This is a genomic window from Streptomyces sp. G-G2 (genome assembly GCF_030063135.1).
Classification (GTDB): Bacteria; Actinomycetota; Actinomycetes; order Streptomycetales; family Streptomycetaceae; genus Streptomyces.
In genome coordinates, this window is sequence record NZ_JASISO010000002.1 from 182,750 (window position 1) to 200,351 (window position 17,602).

The 17,602-nt window shown below is 71.5% G+C and carries 14 protein-coding genes; 3 read left to right on the forward strand and 11 right to left on the reverse strand.

Annotation, left to right across the window (positions count from 1 at the left end; genetic code table 11):
- Window positions 1–25: 25 nt before the first annotated feature.
- A complete protein-coding gene (locus tag QMF80_RS02415; protein WP_283448986.1) occupies window positions 26–1,609 on the forward strand; it encodes a beta-N-acetylhexosaminidase in 1,584 nt (527 codons plus the stop codon).
- Between the two features lie 120 nt (window positions 1,610–1,729).
- Here QMF80_RS02415 and QMF80_RS02420 read toward each other — a convergent pair whose 3' ends face one another.
- From QMF80_RS02420 to QMF80_RS02465, 10 genes are all read right to left on the reverse strand, one after another.
- Window positions 1,730–3,511, reverse strand: coding sequence for an IucA/IucC family protein (locus tag QMF80_RS02420; RefSeq protein ID WP_283448987.1), 1,782 nt, complete (start codon window positions 3,509–3,511; stop codon window positions 1,730–1,732).
- The gene (locus QMF80_RS02425; protein WP_283448988.1) at window positions 3,508–4,098 is read right to left on the reverse strand and encodes a GNAT family N-acetyltransferase; all 591 of its coding nucleotides are present in this window, start codon (window positions 4,096–4,098) and stop codon (window positions 3,508–3,510) included. The genes QMF80_RS02420 and QMF80_RS02425 overlap by 4 nt, the downstream gene beginning before the upstream one ends.
- Window positions 4,095–5,414 (reverse strand): lysine N(6)-hydroxylase/L-ornithine N(5)-oxygenase family protein, encoded by a 1,320-nt coding sequence (locus QMF80_RS02430; protein ID WP_283448989.1) that lies wholly within the window; start codon window positions 5,412–5,414, stop codon window positions 4,095–4,097. Before QMF80_RS02430 ends, QMF80_RS02425 begins: the two co-directional genes overlap by 4 nt.
- Window positions 5,398–6,915, reverse strand: a complete 1,518-nt coding sequence (locus tag QMF80_RS02435; protein WP_283448990.1) for a pyridoxal phosphate-dependent decarboxylase family protein — start codon at window positions 6,913–6,915, stop codon at window positions 5,398–5,400. The genes QMF80_RS02430 and QMF80_RS02435 overlap by 17 nt, the downstream gene beginning before the upstream one ends.
- A 124-nt stretch (window positions 6,916–7,039) precedes the next feature.
- A complete protein-coding gene (locus tag QMF80_RS02440) occupies window positions 7,040–7,939 on the reverse strand; it encodes a siderophore-interacting protein (protein WP_283448991.1) in 900 nt (299 codons plus the stop codon).
- A gap of 61 nt (window positions 7,940–8,000) precedes the next feature.
- A complete protein-coding gene (locus tag QMF80_RS02445; RefSeq protein WP_283448992.1) occupies window positions 8,001–9,038 on the reverse strand; it encodes an ABC transporter substrate-binding protein in 1,038 nt (345 codons plus the stop codon).
- Window positions 9,039–9,405: 367 nt separating this feature from the next.
- Window positions 9,406–10,566 carry an acyl-CoA dehydrogenase family protein gene (locus tag QMF80_RS02450; RefSeq protein ID WP_283448993.1) on the reverse strand — a complete coding sequence of 387 codons (1,161 nt, stop codon included), beginning with the start codon at window positions 10,564–10,566 and terminating at the stop codon, window positions 9,406–9,408.
- Between the two features lie 4 nt (window positions 10,567–10,570).
- Window positions 10,571–11,491: a hydroxymethylglutaryl-CoA lyase gene (locus tag QMF80_RS02455; RefSeq protein WP_283449201.1), complete on the reverse strand. Its 921-nt coding sequence runs from the start codon at window positions 11,489–11,491 to the stop codon at window positions 10,571–10,573.
- Window positions 11,492–11,502: 11 nt separating this feature from the next.
- Complete coding sequence (locus QMF80_RS02460) at window positions 11,503–13,506, reverse strand: ATP-binding protein (protein WP_283448994.1); 2,004 nt, start codon at window positions 13,504–13,506, stop codon at window positions 11,503–11,505.
- 23 nt (window positions 13,507–13,529) lie between these two features.
- The gene (locus QMF80_RS02465; protein ID WP_283448995.1) at window positions 13,530–15,146 is read right to left on the reverse strand and encodes a carboxyl transferase domain-containing protein; all 1,617 of its coding nucleotides are present in this window, start codon (window positions 15,144–15,146) and stop codon (window positions 13,530–13,532) included.
- A 96-nt stretch (window positions 15,147–15,242) separates the two neighbouring features.
- Between QMF80_RS02465 and QMF80_RS02470 the strand changes: the two genes are divergently transcribed.
- Window positions 15,243–15,821 carry an SACE_7040 family transcriptional regulator gene (locus QMF80_RS02470; protein ID WP_283448996.1) on the forward strand — a complete coding sequence of 193 codons (579 nt, stop codon included), beginning with the start codon at window positions 15,243–15,245 and terminating at the stop codon, window positions 15,819–15,821.
- Between the two features lie 65 nt (window positions 15,822–15,886).
- Window positions 15,887–16,687, forward strand: a complete 801-nt coding sequence (locus tag QMF80_RS02475; RefSeq protein WP_283448997.1) for a phosphatase — start codon at window positions 15,887–15,889, stop codon at window positions 16,685–16,687.
- 31 nt (window positions 16,688–16,718) lie between these two features.
- On the opposite strand, the gene QMF80_RS02480 is transcribed toward QMF80_RS02475, so the two are convergent.
- Window positions 16,719–17,564, reverse strand: coding sequence for an SDR family NAD(P)-dependent oxidoreductase (locus tag QMF80_RS02480; protein ID WP_283448998.1), 846 nt, complete (start codon window positions 17,562–17,564; stop codon window positions 16,719–16,721).
- Window positions 17,565–17,602 lie beyond the last annotated feature (38 nt).

A 17,602-nucleotide genomic window follows, 5' to 3' on the forward strand; every position in this document is an offset into this window, starting at 1 on the left:
CCGCTTCTGGCCTATATCTGGGCGCATGAGAGTCCTGCGCACCTTCGCGGCCCTGCTGGTCCTCACGGGGACGGCCTCCTGCGCCGCCGCCCCCGGGGACGACGGGAAACCGGGTGCCCCGGCGCCCGCGCTGCCCGCCTACCAACGCCTGCTCCCGGCGCCCGCCCAGGCCAAGTCCGGCGCTCCGGGCACCGGTTACGTCCTCGGTCCCGGCACGGTGATCCGGGCCGACCCGTCCTCCCCGGACACCCGGGAGAGCGCCGACCGGCTCGCCGAGCAGCTGCGCGAGTCCAGCGGCCTGTCCCTGCTGGTCGTGGACAGCGACCAGGCCGAGGGGATCCTGCTGCGGATCGACGGGCAGGCCGAGGAGCTGGGCGCGGAGGGCTACCGGCTGACCTCCGACGCCACCGCCGTGACCCTGACCGCCCGCACCCCGGCCGGGCTCTTCTACGCCGTGCAGACCCTGCGCCAGCTGGTCCCGGCCTCGGGCGGGGGACTGGTCCAGGGCGGCACGATCACCGACACCCCGCGCTTCGCCTACCGGGGCGCCATGCTCGACATCGCCCGCCACTACTTCCCCGTCGGCCAGGCGAAGCGGTACGTCGACCAGCTCGCCCAGTACAAGGTCAACACCCTGCACGTGCACCTGAGCGACGACCAGGGCTGGCGCCTAGCGGTCGACTCCTGGCCGCGCCTCGCCTCGTACGGGGGCGGCACCCAGGTCGGCGGCGGGCCCGGCGGGGCCTGGAGCAAGGAGGAGTACCGCTCCCTGGTGTCGTACGCGGCCGAGCGGCACGTCGAGGTGGTCCCCGAGATCGACATGCCGGGTCACGTGAACGCGGCGCTCGCCTCCTACGCGGAGCTGAACTGCGACGACAAGGCACCCGCCCGCTACACGGGGATCAAGGTCGGCTTCAGCTCCCTGTGCGTGGCCAAGGAGGTGACGTACCGGTTCATCGACGAGGTGCTCGGCGAGCTTGCCGAGCTGACCCCGGGCCGGTACCTGCACATCGGCGGGGACGAGGCGCACAGCACGAGTGCCGAGGACTACGCGGCGTTCATGGACCGGGCGCAGGAGGTGGTGGCCCGGCACGGGAAGACGGCCGTGGCCTGGCACCAGCTGTCGGCGGCCCGCCCGGCGGCCGGGACGGTGCTCCAGTACTGGGGGAACACGGCCACCTCGGCCGCCGAGAAGGGACGGGTGGCGGCCGCCGCGCGGGACGGGCACCCGCTGATCCTGTCCCCGGCGGACCGGCTGTACCTCGACATGAAGTACGACGTGACGACGAAGCCGGGGCTGACCTGGGCCGGGTACGTGCCGGTACGGCGGGCCTACGACTGGGAACCGGGGACCTACCTCGCCGCGGCCGGGGTGGCGGAGTCCGCGGTGCTGGGGGTGGAGGCCCCGCTGTGGACCGAGACCATCGGGAACCGGGCCGACCTGGAGTTCATGGCCTTCCCCCGGATGCTGGGCCTCGCGGAGCTGGGCTGGGCGCCCGCGGCCGCGCACGACTGGGCGTCGTACCGCAAGCGGCTGGCGGCGCAGGGCCCGCGGCTGGACGAGCAGCGGGTGACCTTCTACCGGGCGCCGGACGTTCCCTGGTCCTGACCGGGGGCCGACGGGGCGGGGGCAGGTCAGGGGCCGGCCGGGAGCCGGCCGGACCAGGGGCCGGGGCGGCCGGGCGCGCTGTGCGAGGGACCGTATCGGACAGCGTGCCCGGCCGCCGGCTCACCGCCGCGCGAAGGGCGCGACGGGGTTCTTGAGGGTGCCGACCAGCTGGAGCGCGGCGGCCGGGTCGGCGAGGTCGACCATCTGCTTGTTGTTGCGCAGCTGGAGCCGGTTCAGGCAGGACAGCTGGAACTCCTCGGCGAACAGGTCGTAGCGCGCGAAGCGCTCCGCGAGCTGCGGCATCGAGTCCTGGTAGGCGTGCCCGCACTCGGCGACCGCCCCCCAGAAGGTGGACTCCTCGCAGATGCCCTCCGACTCCAGGATCGAGCCCAGGAAGCGGAAGAAGCAGTCGAAGACGTCCGTGAAGACCGACAGCAGCTTCATGTCCTCGGGGATGTCCGCCCGGACCCGCTCGACCGCGGGCGGCAGCACCGCGTCCGGGTCCATGACGACGATCTCCTCGGCGATGTCCTTGAAGATCGCCCGCTTCACCACGCCGCCCTCGATGACGAGGATGGTGTTCTCGCCGTGCGGCATGTAGGCGAGGTCGTACTGGTAGAAGCAGTGCAGCAGCGGCACCAGGTAGGCCCGCAGGTACGAGCGCAGCCACTCGGCCGGGGTCAGCCCCGACTCCTCGATCAGGGCGCCCACGAAGGACTTCCCCTCGGAGTCCACGTGGAGCAGCGAGGCCATCGTGGCCGGGCGCTCCCCGTCGCGCAGCGATTCCACCGGGGACTCGCGCCACAGCGCGGCCAGCATCTTGCGGTACGGGGAGTACCGGTCGGTGGCGCGCTCGTACTGGCGGTGGTGGTAGCCGATGGCGGCCCGCTCGCGGATGATCGAGAAGTCGACCGAGCGCAGGGTCTCGTCGTTCTGGATCAGCTGGTGCAGCCAGTCGTTGATGGCCGGGGTGGCCTCCATGTAGGCGGCGGAGAGGCCGCGCATGAACCCCATGTTGAGGACCGAGATGGCCGTCTTGACGTAGTGCTTGTGCGGCGCGCTCTGGTTGAAGAACGTACGGATCGACTGCTGCGCGAGGTAGGCGTCCTCGCCCTCGCCCAGCAGCACCAGGCGCCGGCCCGCGATCTCGGCGGCGAAGGTGACCGAGGTCTTGTTCCACCACTGCCAGGGGTGCACCGGCAGCAGGTGGTAGTCCGCGAGGTCCAGGCCCAGCTCGCGCATCCGGGCCGCGAAGCCCTCGACGGCGGCGTCGCCCAGCTCGGCGCGGAGGAAGGAGTCGTGGTCCAGGCCGGCGCCCGCCGTGAAGGTGGAGACGTCCTTGTGCGCCGCGACCCACACGAGGTGGACGGGGCTCGCGGCCTCCGGGGCGTACGAGAGGAACTCGTGGACGCCGAAGCCGAGGCGGCCGTTGTTGGCCACGAAGCACGGGTGGCCCTCGGTCATGCCCGTCTCGATGTCCTGGAAGGAGGACGTGGCGAGGACGGCGGCGGGGGTCTGCTCCTTGGTGTACTTGAAGGCGGAGCCCGCGAGGGTGGAGGAGATCTCCTCCAGGTACACCGGCAGCACCTCGGCGCTCAGCCCGAGCGTCTCCCGCAGCTCGATGTGGAAGTCGAGCGCGTCCAGCGGCAGTTCCCTGCCGTTCTGGTGGCGGGTGACCGAGGACTCCTCGACCGCCCAGTGGTCCAGGGCGTGCAGCCGGGCGGTGAAGCGGTACTCCACGCTCCCGTCGTCGCTGCGGACGGCGTAGCGGTCCTCGCCGAGCGGTTCGGGGGTCAGCAGGCGCTCGTGCGAGAACTCCGCGAGGCCCTTGCGCACGAGGGCGCGGTTGGCGCGCTCCCACAGCTCGGGGGAGAGGTGGGACACGGCGTCGGCGAGGCTCATATGGAGGCTCCCTGGGTGGAGGCCTGCGTGGCGGCCTGGAACTGGGCGCGGGTGCAGAAGCTCAGCAGAGCTTCCTTCTCGGGCTTGGTGACCGGCCCGTAGGGCACGAAGCCGACGGCCTCGTTGAGGGTGTGCACGGCGGTGTTGCGGACGTCGGGTTCGACGACGACGCGCTCGGTCGCCGGGTCCGCGAACAGCGAGGCCATGACGGTGGTGATGACACCGAGGGTGAACCCGTGCAGCGGGGTGTCGCCGGGGGCGACCAGGAAGTGCATGCCGACGTCCCCGGGCCGGGCGTCGTACAGGCCGACCAGTTCCAGCTCGCTCGGGTCGTAGCGCTCCATCAGGAAGGCCGGGCGGCCGTCGTGCAGTCCGATGAACGCGTCGTGGTGCTCGGCCGCGGCGATCTTCATGTACTCGCGCTCGACGTCCGGCAGCGCGGCGTCCTGCATCATCCAGAACGCGGCCTTCGGGTGGGTGACCCAGCCGTGCAGCAGCTCCGCGTCGGCGAAGGGGTCCAGCGGCCGGACGGCGAAGGTGCCGAGGGCCGGATCGGTGCGGGTGAAGAGGACGTCGGTGGTGCTCATGCCAGGGGGCCTTCCGGGGCGGCGAACTGCTGGAACGCGATGGACTTCTCGACCTTGTAGTACTCGCGGCCGAGGAGTTCTCCGATGATGTACGCGTTGCGGTACGCGGCCATGCCCAGGTCGGGCGAGGTGATCGAGTGGTTGTGGACCGTGCCGTTCTGGAGGAACACGCCGCGGCCGGTGGTGTCGATGCTGTAGTTGCGGGCCGCGTCGGGGCGCCCGTGGCCGTCGAAGTTCAGCCGGTCGCGCACCGGGTTCAGGAACTCCGGCAGGCTGTACTTGTAGCCGGTGGCCAGCACCAGGCCCTCGGTGGCGAGGCTGAAGTCCCGCTCCTGCTCCTCCTGGCGCAGCCCCAGGGTGTAGGCGCCCGTGGTGGTGTCGTAGGCCGCGGAGTTCAGCGAGGTGTTCGTCAGCAGGGTGGTGGGGACCGGGCCCGGCGAGGAGACCTTCTTCTGGTAGAGCATGTCGAAGATGGCGTTGATCAGCTCGCCGTCGATGCCCTTGAAGAGGTTCTTCTGCTGGGTCTCCAGGCGGTAGCGGGTGTCCTCGGGGAGCGCGTGGAAGTAGTCCACGTACTCGGGGGAGGTCATCTCCAGCGTCAGCTTGGTGTACTCCAGCGGGAAGAACCGCGGGGAGCGGGTGACCCAGTTGAGCTGGTAGCCGTGTACGTCGATCTCCGACAGGAGGTCGTAGTAGATCTCGGCGGCGCTCTGGCCCGAACCGACCAGGGTGATCGACTTCTTCTTCTGCAGCTCCGCCTTGTTCTGCACGTAGGCGCAGTTGTGGGTGAAGTCGCCGCCCAGGGAGGCGCAGGCCTCGGGGACGAAGGGCGGGGTGCCCGTGCCCAGGACCAGGCGGCGGGCGCGGTGCACCGAGCCCTGGTCGGTGTGGACCTCGTACAGCCCGGCGGCCTCGTCGTAGGTGACCTCGGTGACGGAGGTCGAGTAGAGGACGTTCTCCAGGCGGTCCGCGGCCCAGCGGCAGTAGTCGTTGTACTCGGTCCGCAGCGGGTAGAAGTTCTCCCGTATGTAGAAGGAGTACAGCCGGTCCTTGTCCTTCAGGTAGTTCAGGAAGGAGAAGGGGGAGGTCGGGTCGGCCAGCGTGACCAGGTCCGACATGAACGGCGTCTGCAGGTGCGCGCCGTCCAGGAACATCCCGGCGTGCCATTCGAAGTGCGGCTTCGACTCGATGAACAGGCCGTCGAGTTCGTCGACCGGCGCGGTCAGGCAGGCGAGTCCCAGGTTGAAGGGACCGAGCCCGATGGCGATGAAGTCGTGCGGCCCGCGGGGGTCACGGAGGTCACGAGGCGTGGACAAGGGATTCTCCCAGGTACTGCTCGGCGTGGGCGGCGAGCAGGTCGAGGACGGCCGCGATGTCGGACGTCGTGGTCTGCGGGTTGAGGAGGGTGAACTTCAGGTACTGATGGCCGTCCACCTTGGTGCCGGCGACGACCGCCTCGCCGGAGGCGAACAGGGCCTTGCGGGCGTACAGGTTGGCCTCGTCGACCAGGTCGGCGCGGTGCTCGCCCGCGTCCGGTCCGGCCAGGGGCCCCTCACGGCGGTAGCTGGGGGAGTAGCGGAAGACGAGCGTGGAGATCTGCGGTTCGACGACGACCTGGAAGCGCGGGTCGGCGGCGATCAGCTTCCAGCCCTCGGCGGCCAGGTCGATGACCTCGTCGAAGAGCGAGCCGAGGCCGTCCGCGCCCATCACGCGCAGGGTCATCCAGAGTTTGAGGGCGTCGAAGCGGCGCGTGGTCTGGATCGACTTGTCGACCTGGTTGGGGATCTTCTCCTCGGCCATCCGGCGCGGGTTGAGGTAGTCCGCGTGGTACGTGGCGTGCTTGAGGGTGTCGCGGTCGCGGACCAGCACCGCGCTGGAGGAGACGGGCTGGAAGAAGGATTTGTGGTAGTCCACGGTGACCGAATCGGCCCGCTCGATGCCGTCGAGGAGGTGGCGGCGCGTGGGGGAGGCCAGCAGCCCGCAGCCGTAGGCGGCGTCCACGTGCATCCAGGTGGAGTGCTCGGCGGCCAGGTCGGCGATCTCCTGGAGCGGGTCGATGGACCCGAAGTCGGTGGTTCCGGCGGTGGCCACGACGGCCATGGGGACGAGGCCCTCGCGGACGCAGTTCTCCAGCTCCAGGGCGAGGAGCGAGGTGTCCATCCGGCGGTTGGAGTCGCAGGGGACGGAGATGACGGCTTCGTAGCCGAGGCCGAGCATGGCGGCCGACTTCTGCACGCTGAAGTGACTGCACTCCGAGGTGAAGACGCGCAGCTTCGGCAGCACCTGCGACTTGGGCAGGACGGCCGCGCAGTTCTGCATGACCTTGCGGCAGGCCTCGTCGCGGGCCAGGAACAGCGCGTGGAAGTTCGACTGGCTGCCGCCGGAGGTGAAGACGCCGTCCGCGTCCGGGCCGAGGCCGATGCGCTGGGCGGTCCAGTCGATCAGGCGTCGCTCGATGAGCGTGGCGCCGATCGACTGGTCCCACGTGTCGAGGGAGGAGTTGACGGCGGAGAGGACCGCCTCGCCGAGCACGGCCGGGATGACGACCGGGCAGTTGAGGTGACCGAGGTAGCGCGGGTGGTGGAAGTACACCGCGTCGCGCAGGTAGACCTCTTCCAGCTCGTCGAGGACGAGGGCCGGGTCTTCGAGCGGCGTGTCCAGGTCGATCCCGTTGATGACCGGGGCGAGTTCGTCGACGGATATGCCGGTGTGGGGCCGTTCCGTGGTGGCGATCTTGGCAGCCACGCGTGCGACGCCCTCGGTGACGGAACGCCGGTAGAGGTCCGCGGTCGTCTCGTTGAGCAGATGCTGACGCATCAACTGGTTCCTCCGGGCGGGGAAGAGGGGGAGTGGGGCGGTAATTAGGTTAGCCTAACCTAACTATGAGGCCAAATGAGGATGGGCCCCGGCCAAAAGCCGGGGCCCATCCTCAAGTGGTCTTCTAGAGAGCCGAGTTGGGGTCCTCGCTGGGAGCCTTGCCCGCGTACGCCTCGGCGAGCAACTGCTCCTCGGTCGCGCCGAGTCGCCAGTAGCCGGTGAAGCTCACCGCGCGCCGGTTGATGGAACGTTCCTGCACGACGTGCCGGCGGACCGCCCGCACCGTGCCCGCCTCGCCCGCGATCCAGGCGTACGGAGCCACCGCCTCCGGCCGCTCGGCCGCCCGCAGCACCTCCAGGACCCGTTCGGTGCGCCCGGGGCCCTGGTCCGTACGGACGATCCAGGTGATCTCCGCGCCCGCCGGGGCCGCCAGTTCGAGCCGGTCGTCCTCGTGCGGGACCTCGAACCACGCCGTCACCCGCGCGTCGTCCGGGAGCTGCTCCAAGATCGCCGCGGCGGCGGGCAGCGCGGTCTCGTCGGCGTACATCAGGACCGCGTCCGTGCCCGCGGGCGGCTGGAACCGCACCGACTTGTTCTCCGCGACGGCCGGGCCGATCACCAGGATCCGGCGGCCGGAAACCGCCCTGCCCGCCCACGCGGAGGCGGGGCTGCCCTCGCCGTGCAGGACGAAGTCGATGTCGATCTCGTCCACGCCCTCCTCCGTGCGCCGCTGCTCGCGCACCGTGTACGAGCGCATCACCGGACGTTCCTCGTCCGGCATCCCGCGCCACGCGCCGAACCAGGTGTCCTCGTCGGTGGACGGCAGGACGGTGTGCTCCTGGTGCGGCGGCGGCAGGAAGAGCGAGAGGCTCTGGTCGCGGCCGCCGGACCGGAAGCCCGCGAGGGACGGGCCGCCGAACGTGACGCGCAGGAAGGAGTGGCCGAGGCGCCGGGTGCGCAGTACTTCGAGCGCGAAGAACCGGAAGTGGGCGACGGCGGCGGGAGCCGGTGCGGTGACGGTCATGCGGAAGGTCCCCCCTGGGACGGAGTGCGTACGGAGGTCAGGGCGATCCGGGGTGCCGTGCTCAGCCGAGCTTCTTGGCCTTCTCGATGGAGGTGGCCAGGTCCTCGACCAGCTTGGCGGCCTTGTCGTACGAGTAGATCGGCTCGGTGACGCGCGGGACGACCTGCCCGGCCTTGACGGCGGGCAGTTCGTTCCAGGTCGGCTTGGCCTTCAGGGCCTCCGGCTGGAGGGTGGCGCTGCGGTTGTCGAGCATGATCACGTCTGCCTTGTACTTGCCCGCGTTCTCCCAGCTGAGGCTCTCGAAGAAGCCGCCCTCGTCCAGCTTCTCGGGGGTGACGAACTCGACGCCCAGCTCCTCGAAGTACTTAAGGTCGGCCGAGGTCTTCGCGGTGGAGACGTAGAACATCTGGTCGGCGCCGGAACCGACGAGCACCTTGACGCCCGGGTTGGCCTTGGTGGCCGCGCGCAGCTTGGCGGAGGCCGCCTCGAAGCGGGTCTTGGCGTCGACGACGTTCTTGGCGTTCATGTCGGCGCCCAGGGACTTCGCCAGCTCGGCCATCCGCTCCAGCGGCTTGGTGAGGCTGACGTCGCCGCCCACCGAGATCGCGGCGGCCGGGGCCAGCTTCAGGATCTTGTCCTTGGAGGCCTCGGGGACGTACCAGTACGTGCCGTCCCAGGTGTTGGTGAGGAGCAGGTCGGGCTGGAGGGCCGCGTACTTCTCGACGTTGAACTGGTCGTAGACGTTGCCGAGGACCTCGACCTTGGAGACGTCCATCGAACCGGCCTGCACGTCGGGCTTGCCGTCGGGCAGGGTCGTCGGGCCGAACACGCCCTTGACCGGGATGCCGTAGTCGTAGAGCGCGGCGGCCGTGCCGGTGAAGGCGACGATGTTCTTCGGCTTCGCCTTGAGCGAGATGTCCTTGCCGAGGTCGTCCTTGAACGTCCAAGCGCCCTGGCTCGCGCCCGCCTTGTCCGCCCCGCCCTTCTCGGATTTCGCGTCGGAGCCACCGCAGGCGGTGAGCGCGGCGACGAGACCGAGGGCGCCGCCGGCGGCGATGAGGCCGCGGCGGGTGAGGAGGGAGGACCGGGACTTGGGCATGTGGGTGTCCGCTTTCGTGCGTTGCAGGGGCCGCTCTCGGCCGTTCGCAACGAAGGTTAGCCTAACCTCACACGCTATGGGTAAGGGGGACCTAAGTTCCTCTCCGAAACCTGCTCCGGCATAGGGTCGCGGAACGCGGTGCCGGGGGAGGGCGCATGGTCACGCTGTTGTCGCTGGCCTGCCCGTTCGCCGCGGGGTACCTGATCGTCACGGGAGTTCCCGCTGTCGCGGCTCTGTACCTGGCCCGACGGGACCCGGGCAGAACTCGTCCCGGGCTGGGTCGACCCGGTGCTGATGGGTTCGCTGGCCGGCGCCGCCGCGTGTGCGGCGGGCGCCGGGATGCGAAACGCGCGCCGCCTCGGCAGCGTCAGCCGGAGAAGCCCAGTTCGCGGGCGATGAGCATGCGCTGGACCTCGCTGGTGCCCTCGCCGATCTCCAGGATCTTGGAGTCGCGCCACATCCGGGCCACGGGGTACTCGTTCATGAAGCCGTAGCCGCCGTGGATCTGGGTGGCCTCGCGGGCGTTGTCGACGGCGACCGTCGAGGAGTACAGCTTCGCGAGCGCCGCCTCCTTCTTGAACGGCTCCCCGTGCACCAGCCGGGACGCCGCGTCGCGCCAGCCGAGCCGTGCCATGTGGGCGCGCATCTCCATGTCCGCCAGCTTGAACTGGATGGCCTGGTTGTCGCCGATCGCCCGCCCGAAGGCGTGGCGCTCCTTGGCGTACTTCACCGACTCGTCCACGCAGCCCTGGGCCAGGCCCGTCGCGAGCGCGGAGATGGCGATGCGGCCCTCGTCGAGGATGCGCAGGAACTGGGCGTAGCCGCGGCCCTCCGCGCCCACCAGGTTGGCGAGCGGGACCCGTACGTCCTGGAAGGACAGCTCACGGGTGTCGGAGGAGTTCCAGCCGACCTTGGAGTACGGCGCCGCCACCGTGAAGCCGGGCGTGCCCGACGGCACGATGATCGAGGAGATCTCCGGGCGGCCGTCGGCCTTGCGGCCGGTCACCGCGGTGACCGTGACCAGGCCGGTGATGTCGGTGCCGGAGTTGGTGATGAAGCACTTCGACCCGTTGATCACCCACTCGTCGCCGTCCCGTACGGCCGTGGTGCGGGTGCCGCCCGCGTCCGAGCCGCCGTCCGGCTCGGTCAGGCCGAAGGCGCCGAGGATCTCACCGGAGCACATCCGCGGCAGCCACTCCCGCTTCTGCTCCTCGGTGCCGAACAGGTGGATCGGCATGGCGCCCAGCGAGACGCCCGCCTCCAGGGTGATGGCGACGGAGGAGTCGACGCGGGCCAGCTCCTCCAGGGCGATGCCTAGGGCGAGGTAGTCGCCGCCCATGCCCCCGTACTCCTCCGGGAAGGGCAGCCCGAACAGGCCCATCCGGCCCATCTCGCGGACGATCTCGTACGGGAACTCGTGGCGCTCGTAGAGGTCGCCGATCTTCGGGGCGACCACGTCGTGCGCGAACGCCTCGACGGTGCGGCGGAGTTCCTCGTGCTCGGGGGTGAGCCGGTGGTCGAGGGCCATGGTTCTACTGCTCCTTGTGGGAGAGGGCTTTGACGGTGCGGGAGGGGCTGGGCCGTCCCAGCTGTTCGGCCATCCACACGCTCGTGGCGGTGAGGGCGGCCAGATCGACCCCGGTGTCGATGCCGAGGCCGTCGAGCATCCACACGAGGTCCTCGGTGGCGAGGTTCCCGGTGGCGCTCTTCGCGTACGGGCAGCCGCCGAGGCCGCCCGCGGAGGCGTCGACGGTGCTCACGCCGTGCTGGAGCGCGGCGAGGGTGTTGGACAGGGCCTGTCCGTAGGTGTCGTGGAAGTGGACCCCGATCCGGTCGGTCCCGACGCCCGCCTCGTTCAGCGCGGACAGGAGGGCCTGGACGTGGCCGGGGGTCGCGACGCCGATGGTGTCGCCGAGGCTCAGTTCGTCGCAGCCGAGGTCGAGGAGGGCCTTCGCCACCCGGACGACCTGGTGGACCGGGACCGGCCCCTCCCACGGGTCGCCGAAGCACATCGAGAGGTAGCCGCGGACGTGCGCCCCGCTCGCCTTCGCACGGGCGACGACCGGCTCGAACATGGCGAGGGACTCCGCGACGGTCCGGTTGAGGTTGCGGGTGGCGAAGGTCTCCGTCGCCGAGCCGAACACCGCGATCCGGGTGGCGCCGAGGGCGAGGGCCCGGTCCAGGCCGCGCTCGTTGGGCACCAGGACCGGCAGGGCCGCGGAGACGCCGGACAGGAGCGGGAAGAGCTCTTCCGCGTCGGCCAGCTGGGGCACCCACTTGGGGTGCACGAAGCTGGTCGCCTCGATGGTGGTCAGGCCCGCCGAGGCGAGGCGGTGGATGAACTCCGCCTTCACGGCGGTGGGTACGGAGGTCTTCTCGTTCTGCAGGCCGTCGCGGGCGCCGACCTCGTGGATACGGACCCGGGCCGGGAGGCCGGGCGCGGGAAAGGCCATCGGGAGCCCGTTCACTTGGCCTCCTTCTCTGTGGCGGGGGTGACCACGGCCAGGATCTGGTCCATGGCGACGGTGGTGCCGGGAGTGACGTCCAGGGCGGTGACGGTGCCCGCGTGGGGGGCGGAGATGACGTGTTCCATCTTCATCGCCTCGACGACCAGCAGGCTCTGGCCCGCCGCGACCTCGTCCCCGACCGCCACCTTCACCACGGTGACGGTGCCGGGCATCGGGGCGGCGAGGGTGTCGGCACCGGCGCCGCCGCGGCCGGTGAGGGAGGCGGTGACGGGGTCGTGGCGCTGGACGTGCCAGGTGTCGCCGTCGCGGCCGAGCCAGGTCCCCTCCGGGGAGGGGGCGTGGGTGAACCGGTGGGTGACGCCGTCGAGTTCGACCGTCACGGTGCCGTGGGTGCGCGTGACGATCCGGGCGCGCGTCGGCGCGGTACCGGCGAGGAGCAGCTCCGTGTCCGTGTCCGCCGGTCGGGTGCGGACCTCGACGGGGTCCGCGCCCGGGAGGCGGAGGTGGTGGACCGTCCAGGCGGGGGTCCCGCCCAGGCGCCAGCCGTTGGGCACCCCGAAGGGGTCGACCCAGGCGGACGTCGGCGTCGGCTCGGGGCCCGCCAGCAGCGCCGCCGCGAAGTACACCTCGTCCGGGACCCCCTCCGGGAGGAGGGTCGCAAGGTCCCGCTCGACCAGCCCGGTGTCCAGGTCGCCCGACACCACGTCCGGGTGCGCCAGCAGGCGGCGCAGGAAACCGGTGTTCGTCTGGACGCCCAGGATCACGGTGTCCGCGAGCGCCGCCCGCAGGGTCCGCAGCGCGGCGGCCCGGTCCGGCCCGTAGGCGATGACCTTCGAGAGCATCGGGTCGTAGGTGCTGCCGACCGGAACGCCCTCGGTCAGCCCGGAGTCCGTGCGCACGGCGCCGCCGGAAGGCTCCGACAGGGCCAGCACCGTCCCGCCCGAGGGCAGGAACCCGCGCGCCGGGTCCTCCGCGCAGACGCGGGCCTCGATCGCGTGGCCGGTCAGGGTGATGTCGTCCTGCCCGAAGCCCAGCAGCTCCCCGGCGGCCACCCGCAGCTGCCACTCCACCAGGTCCAGGCCCGTCACCAGCTCGGTGACCGGGTGCTCGACCTGGAGGCGGGTGTTCATCTCCATGAAGTAGTACGAAGAGGGGTCCCCGCCCGGCACGATGAACTCCACCGTGCCCGCGCCCACGTACCCGCACGAGCGGGCCGCCGAGGTGGCCGCCGCGCCCATCGCCTCGCGCAGCTCCGGGGTCAGCAGGACGCTCGGCGCCTCCTCGATGACCTTCTGGTGGCGCCGCTGGAGCGAGCACTCGCGCTCCCCGAGGTGGACGACGTTCCCGTGGCCGTCCGCCAGGACCTGGATCTCGATGTGCCGGGGGCGGTCCACCCAGCGCTCCACGAGCAGGGTGTCGTCGCCGAAGGAGGACCGGGCTTCGCGCCGCGCGGCCGCGATCTCCTCGCCCAGCAGCGCTTCGTCGCGCACCAGCCGCATGCCCTTGCCGCCGCCGCCCGCCGAGGGCTTGAGCAGGACCGGCATGCCGATCTCCCGTGACGCGGCGGTCAGTTCGGCGTCGGTGAGCCCGCTGCCGGTGGAGCCGGGGACCACCGGGACGCCTGCCGCCCGTACGGTCTCCTTCGCCCGGATCTTGTCGCCCATCAGCGCGATGGCGGTGGCGGGCGGCCCGATGAAGGCCAGGCCCGCCTCGGCGCAGGCGGCGGCGAAGGCGGCGTTCTCGGCGAGGAAGCCGTAACCGGGGTGGACGGCCTCCGCCCCGGTGCGGCGGGCGGCGTCGAGCAGCCGCTCCACCGACAGGTAGCTCTCGGCGGCTGCCGCCGGGCCGATCCGGACGGCCGTGTCGGCTTCCCGTACATGGCGGGCGTCGGCGTCCGCGTCGCTGAACACGGCGACGGAGCGCACGCCCAGCTCCCGGAGCGTACGGATGACCCGGACCGCGATCTCGCCCCGGTTGGCCACCAGAACAGTGCTGAACATCGAAGAGGTCCTCACGTCACACATCACATCCGGAAGATGCCGAAAGCCGGTTCGGCGAGGGGGGCGTTGGCGCAGGCGGTCAGGGCGAGCCCCAGCACCTGCCGGGTCTCCACCGGGTCGATGACCCCGTCGTCCCACAGCCGCGCGGTGGCGTAGTAGGCGTTGCCCTGTTCCTCGTACTGCGCGCGGATGGGGGCCTTGAAGGCGTCCTCGTCGTCGGCGGGCCACTCCTGGCCCGCGCCCTCGATCTGGTCGCGCTTTACGGTCGCGAGGACCGAGGCGGCCTGCTCGCCGCCCATCACCGAGATCTTGGCGTTGGGCCACATCCACAGGAAGCGGGGGCTGTAGGCCCGGCCGCACATCGAGTAGTTGCCCGCGCCGTACGAGCCGCCGACGACCACGGTCAGCTTGGGGACCCGGGTGCAGGCCACGGCGGTGACCATCTTCGCGCCGTGCTTGGCGATGCCGCCCGCCTCGTAGTCCCGGCCGACCATGAAGCCCGAGATGTTCTGGAGGAAGAGGAGGGGGATGCCGCGCTGGTCGCACAGCTCGATGAAGTGGGCGCCCTTCTGGGCGGATTCGGAGAAGAGGATGCCGTTGTTGGCGACGATGCCGACCGGGTGGCCGTGGATCCGGGCGAAGCCGGTGACCAGGGTCTGCCCGAACTCGGACTTGAACTCCTGGAAGCGCGACCCGTCCACGATCCGCGCGATGATCTCGCGGGCGTCGTACGGCGTACGGGAGTCCACCGGGACCGCGCCGTACAGGCCGAACGGGTCCGCCTTCGGCTCCTCGGGAGCCTCCAGCGACCACGGCGCCGCGGCCTTCTCCGGGAGGGTGGCCACGATGGTGCGGACGATCCGCAGCGCGTGCGCGTCGTCCTCGGCCAGGTGGTCGGTGACCCCGGAGACCCGCGAGTGGACCTCGCCGCCGCCCAGCTCCTCGGCCGTGACCACCTCGCCGGTGGCCGCCTTCACCAGCGGCGGGCCGCCGAGGAAGATGGTGCCCTGGCCGCGCACGATGACGGCCTCGTCGCTCATCGCCGGTACGTACGCCCCGCCCGCCGTGCAGGATCCGAGGACGGCGGCGATCTGCGGGATGCCCGCGCCGGACATGCGGGCCTGGTTGTAGAAGATCCGCCCGAAGTGCTCGCGGTCGGGGAAGACCTCGTCCTGCATGGGCAGGAAGGCGCCGCCGGAGTCGACCAGGTAGAGGCAGGGGAGACGGTTCTCCAGGGCCACCTCCTGGGCGCGCAGGTGCTTCTTGACGGTCATCGGGTAGTACGTGCCGCCCTTGACGGTGGCGTCGTTCGCGACGATCACGCACTCGCGGCCGCTGACCCGGCCGATGCCCGCGATCACCCCGGCGGCGGGGGCCGCGCCCCCGTACATGCCCTCGGCGGCCAGCGGGGCCAGCTCCAGGAAGGGCGAGCCGGGGTCGAGGAGGGCGTCCACCCGGTCGCGGGGGAGGAGCTTTCCGCGGGCGGTGTGGCGGGCGCGGGCCTTCTCGCCGCCGCCGAGGCGGGCCGCGTCGAGCCGGGCCCGCAGCCCCTCGGTCAGCTCGCGGTGGGCGGCCTCGTTGGTCCGCCAGGCCTCCGACGCCGGATCGGCGGCGGTCGTCAGCACTGGTGCCTGCTGCATCGCTCGGCTCCCTTGCGCGATTGGGGTTAATGAGCGTTAACACCTTACGCGCCATAGGTTAACGAGCGCTAACGGCCCTGTCTAGAATGGATTCCCATGAGCACCAGAGCGGCCGCCCCCACCCGTCGCGAGCAGATCCTCAACGAGGCCGCTCGTCTCTTCGCCGAGCGTGGGTTCCACGGTGTCGGCGTGGACGAGATAGGGGCCGCGGTGGGCATCAGCGGCCCCGGCCTGTACCGGCATTTCGCGGGCAAGGACGCCATGCTCGCCGAGCTGCTCGTCGGCATCAGCGAGCGGCTGCTGACCGGCGGCCGCCTCCGGGTGGCCGAGGCGGCCGGGGGCCCCGCCGCCGTCCTGGCCTCCCTGATCGACGGGCACATCGACTTCGCCCTCGACGACCGGGCGCTGATCACCGTCCACGACCGCGAGCTGGACCGGCTGCGGGAGGCCGACCGCAAGCTCGTGCGGCAGCTCCAGCGCCAGTACGTGGAGCTGTGGGTGGAGGTCGTACGGGCCCTGCACCCGGAGGTTCCGCAGACGGAGGTACGCATCGCCGTCCACGCCGTCTTCGGCCTGCTGAACTCGACACCGCACCTGGGCCCGCTCGGCCGCGAGGCCGCCGAGTCGCTGCTGCGGCGACTGGCGCACGGGGCGTTCGGGGCGCTGTCGGGGTGAGCGGAGGGGGCGCCGTGTTCCGCTGGATGGGACGCGCCCGTCGCGCCCGGGCCCGCGGCGGCAGAATGGGACCCATGCCGATAGAGACGCCCGTACCCAGCCGCGCCGAACTCATCGATCACCTGGTCCGCACGCGGATCGCGGGGCCGGTCGCCACACCGCGCGAGAACAACCTCTCCCACTACCGCAAGCTCGCCAACGGCGACCGCCACTACTGGCTGGGCCTGGAGCTGGGCGACCGCTGGACGGACGAGCAGGACGTCCTCGCCGTGATGGCGGAACGCTGCGGGGTCGTCGACGACCCGGCGCAGTTGCACGGCCAGGACACCATCGACCCCGAGCTGACCCTCGACGCGCTCGACCGGATGGCGGCGCGGCTGCGCAAGGCCGCCCTCGACCGGCAGCGGGTGCTGTTCGCGACCGGGCACCCGGGCGGCCTGCTCGACGTGCACCGCGCCACGGCGGCGGCCCTGCGGGCGGCCGGGTGCGAGATCGTGGTGATCCCGGCGGGGCTGACGGCCGACGAGGGCTCGGTGTGGCAGTTCGCCGACGTGGCGGTGCTGGAGCGGGGGGCGACCCTGTGGCACACCCATTCGCCGTACCCGATGGCCGCGATCCTGGACGGGCTGGCCGCCGAGGGGCGCCCCCTGCCGGACCTGGTCGTCGCGGACCACGGCTGGGCCGGGTGCGCGGCCCAGCGGGGCCTGGACGCGGTGGGCTACGCCGACTGCAACGACCCGGCCCTCTTCCTCGGCGAGGCCGAGGGCACCCTCCAGGTGGCGGTCCCCCTGGACGACCACGTCCGCGACCCGCGCCACTACGACCCGCTGGTGGCGTACCTCCTGGACGCGGCGGGGCTGTCCTGACCCGCGGGCCCGGTCCGGCCGCCTGACCGGATCAGGCGAGCCAGGCCGAGGTGAGGCCCTGGACCGCCGAGCCGTCGAGGTCGGCCAGCTTCGTGGCCACGAACTCGCGGGCCCAGTCGGAGGTCTGGATCCGGAAGGGCAACGTCTCGGCGGTCAGCGCCTCGACGATGGGGGCCGCCGCCTCGGCCGGGGTCTGGGCATTGCCGAAGGACTCCGTGGTGCGCGTGATGTATGCCTGGAGCGCGGGGGCGTAGGGCCCGGCCGCGGCGAGCAGGGCCGGTACGTCGAGCCGGATGCTGGCGACGAACTCGCTGGCCACGGCGCCCGGTTCGACGACGGACACCTGGACCCCGGTGGTGGCGGCCACGGGCGCGAGTGACTCCATGAACCCCTCGACCGCGAACTTGGCCGCGCAGTACGCCTCGTTGAACGGCTGGCCGACCACGCCGCCGACGCTGGTCACCGTGATGACCCGGCCGCGGGAGGCGCGCAGGTGGGGGAGCGCGGCCTTGGTGAGTTCGACGACGCCGAAGTAGTTGACCTCCATCGCGGCGCGCACCGGCTCCATGCCGTGCTGCTCGATGGTGCCGACGTACCCCGCGCCCGCGTTGTTGACCACGGCGTCCAGCCGGCCGCGCTCGGCGACGGTCTCCGCGACGCAGTCGGCGACGGACCGGGGGTCGGTCACGTCCAGCCGCTTGACCTGGACCAGATCGGCGACGCCCGCCTCGGCGGCGGCCTTCAGCAGGGCGTCGGCCTTGGCGGTGTCGCGCATGGTGGCGACGGTGTGCCACCCGGCCCGGGCGGCGGCCACCGCGGCGGCCAGGCCGATGCCCGTGGACGTGCCGGTGACGAGGACGGTCTTGGTGGTGCTCATGAGGTCTCCCGGGGGGCGGAGGGGTGGACACGGCGCAG

Coding starts and splice junctions, on each gene's coding strand:
- QMF80_RS02415 (WP_283448986.1), top strand. CDS start 26: ATGAGAGTCCTGCGCACCTTCGCGGCCCTGCTGGTCCTCACGGGGACG.
- QMF80_RS02420 (WP_283448987.1), bottom strand. CDS start 3,511: ATGAGCCTCGCCGACGCCGTGTCCCACCTCTCCCCCGAGCTGTGGGAG.
- QMF80_RS02425 (WP_283448988.1), bottom strand. CDS start 4,098: ATGAGCACCACCGACGTCCTCTTCACCCGCACCGATCCGGCCCTCGGC.
- QMF80_RS02435 (WP_283448990.1), bottom strand. CDS start 6,915: ATGCGTCAGCATCTGCTCAACGAGACGACCGCGGACCTCTACCGGCGT.
- QMF80_RS02440 (WP_283448991.1), bottom strand. CDS start 7,939: ATGACCGTCACCGCACCGGCTCCCGCCGCCGTCGCCCACTTCCGGTTC.
- QMF80_RS02445 (WP_283448992.1), bottom strand. CDS start 9,038: ATGCCCAAGTCCCGGTCCTCCCTCCTCACCCGCCGCGGCCTCATCGCC.
- QMF80_RS02450 (WP_283448993.1), bottom strand. CDS start 10,566: ATGGCCCTCGACCACCGGCTCACCCCCGAGCACGAGGAACTCCGCCGC.
- QMF80_RS02455 (WP_283449201.1), bottom strand. CDS start 11,491: ATGGCCTTTCCCGCGCCCGGCCTCCCGGCCCGGGTCCGTATCCACGAG.
- QMF80_RS02460 (WP_283448994.1), bottom strand. CDS start 13,506: ATGTTCAGCACTGTTCTGGTGGCCAACCGGGGCGAGATCGCGGTCCGG.
- QMF80_RS02465 (WP_283448995.1), bottom strand. CDS start 15,146: ATGCAGCAGGCACCAGTGCTGACGACCGCCGCCGATCCGGCGTCGGAG.
- QMF80_RS02470 (WP_283448996.1), top strand. CDS start 15,243: ATGAGCACCAGAGCGGCCGCCCCCACCCGTCGCGAGCAGATCCTCAAC.
- QMF80_RS02475 (WP_283448997.1), top strand. CDS start 15,887: ATGGGACCCATGCCGATAGAGACGCCCGTACCCAGCCGCGCCGAACTC.
- QMF80_RS02480 (WP_283448998.1), bottom strand. CDS start 17,564: ATGAGCACCACCAAGACCGTCCTCGTCACCGGCACGTCCACGGGCATC.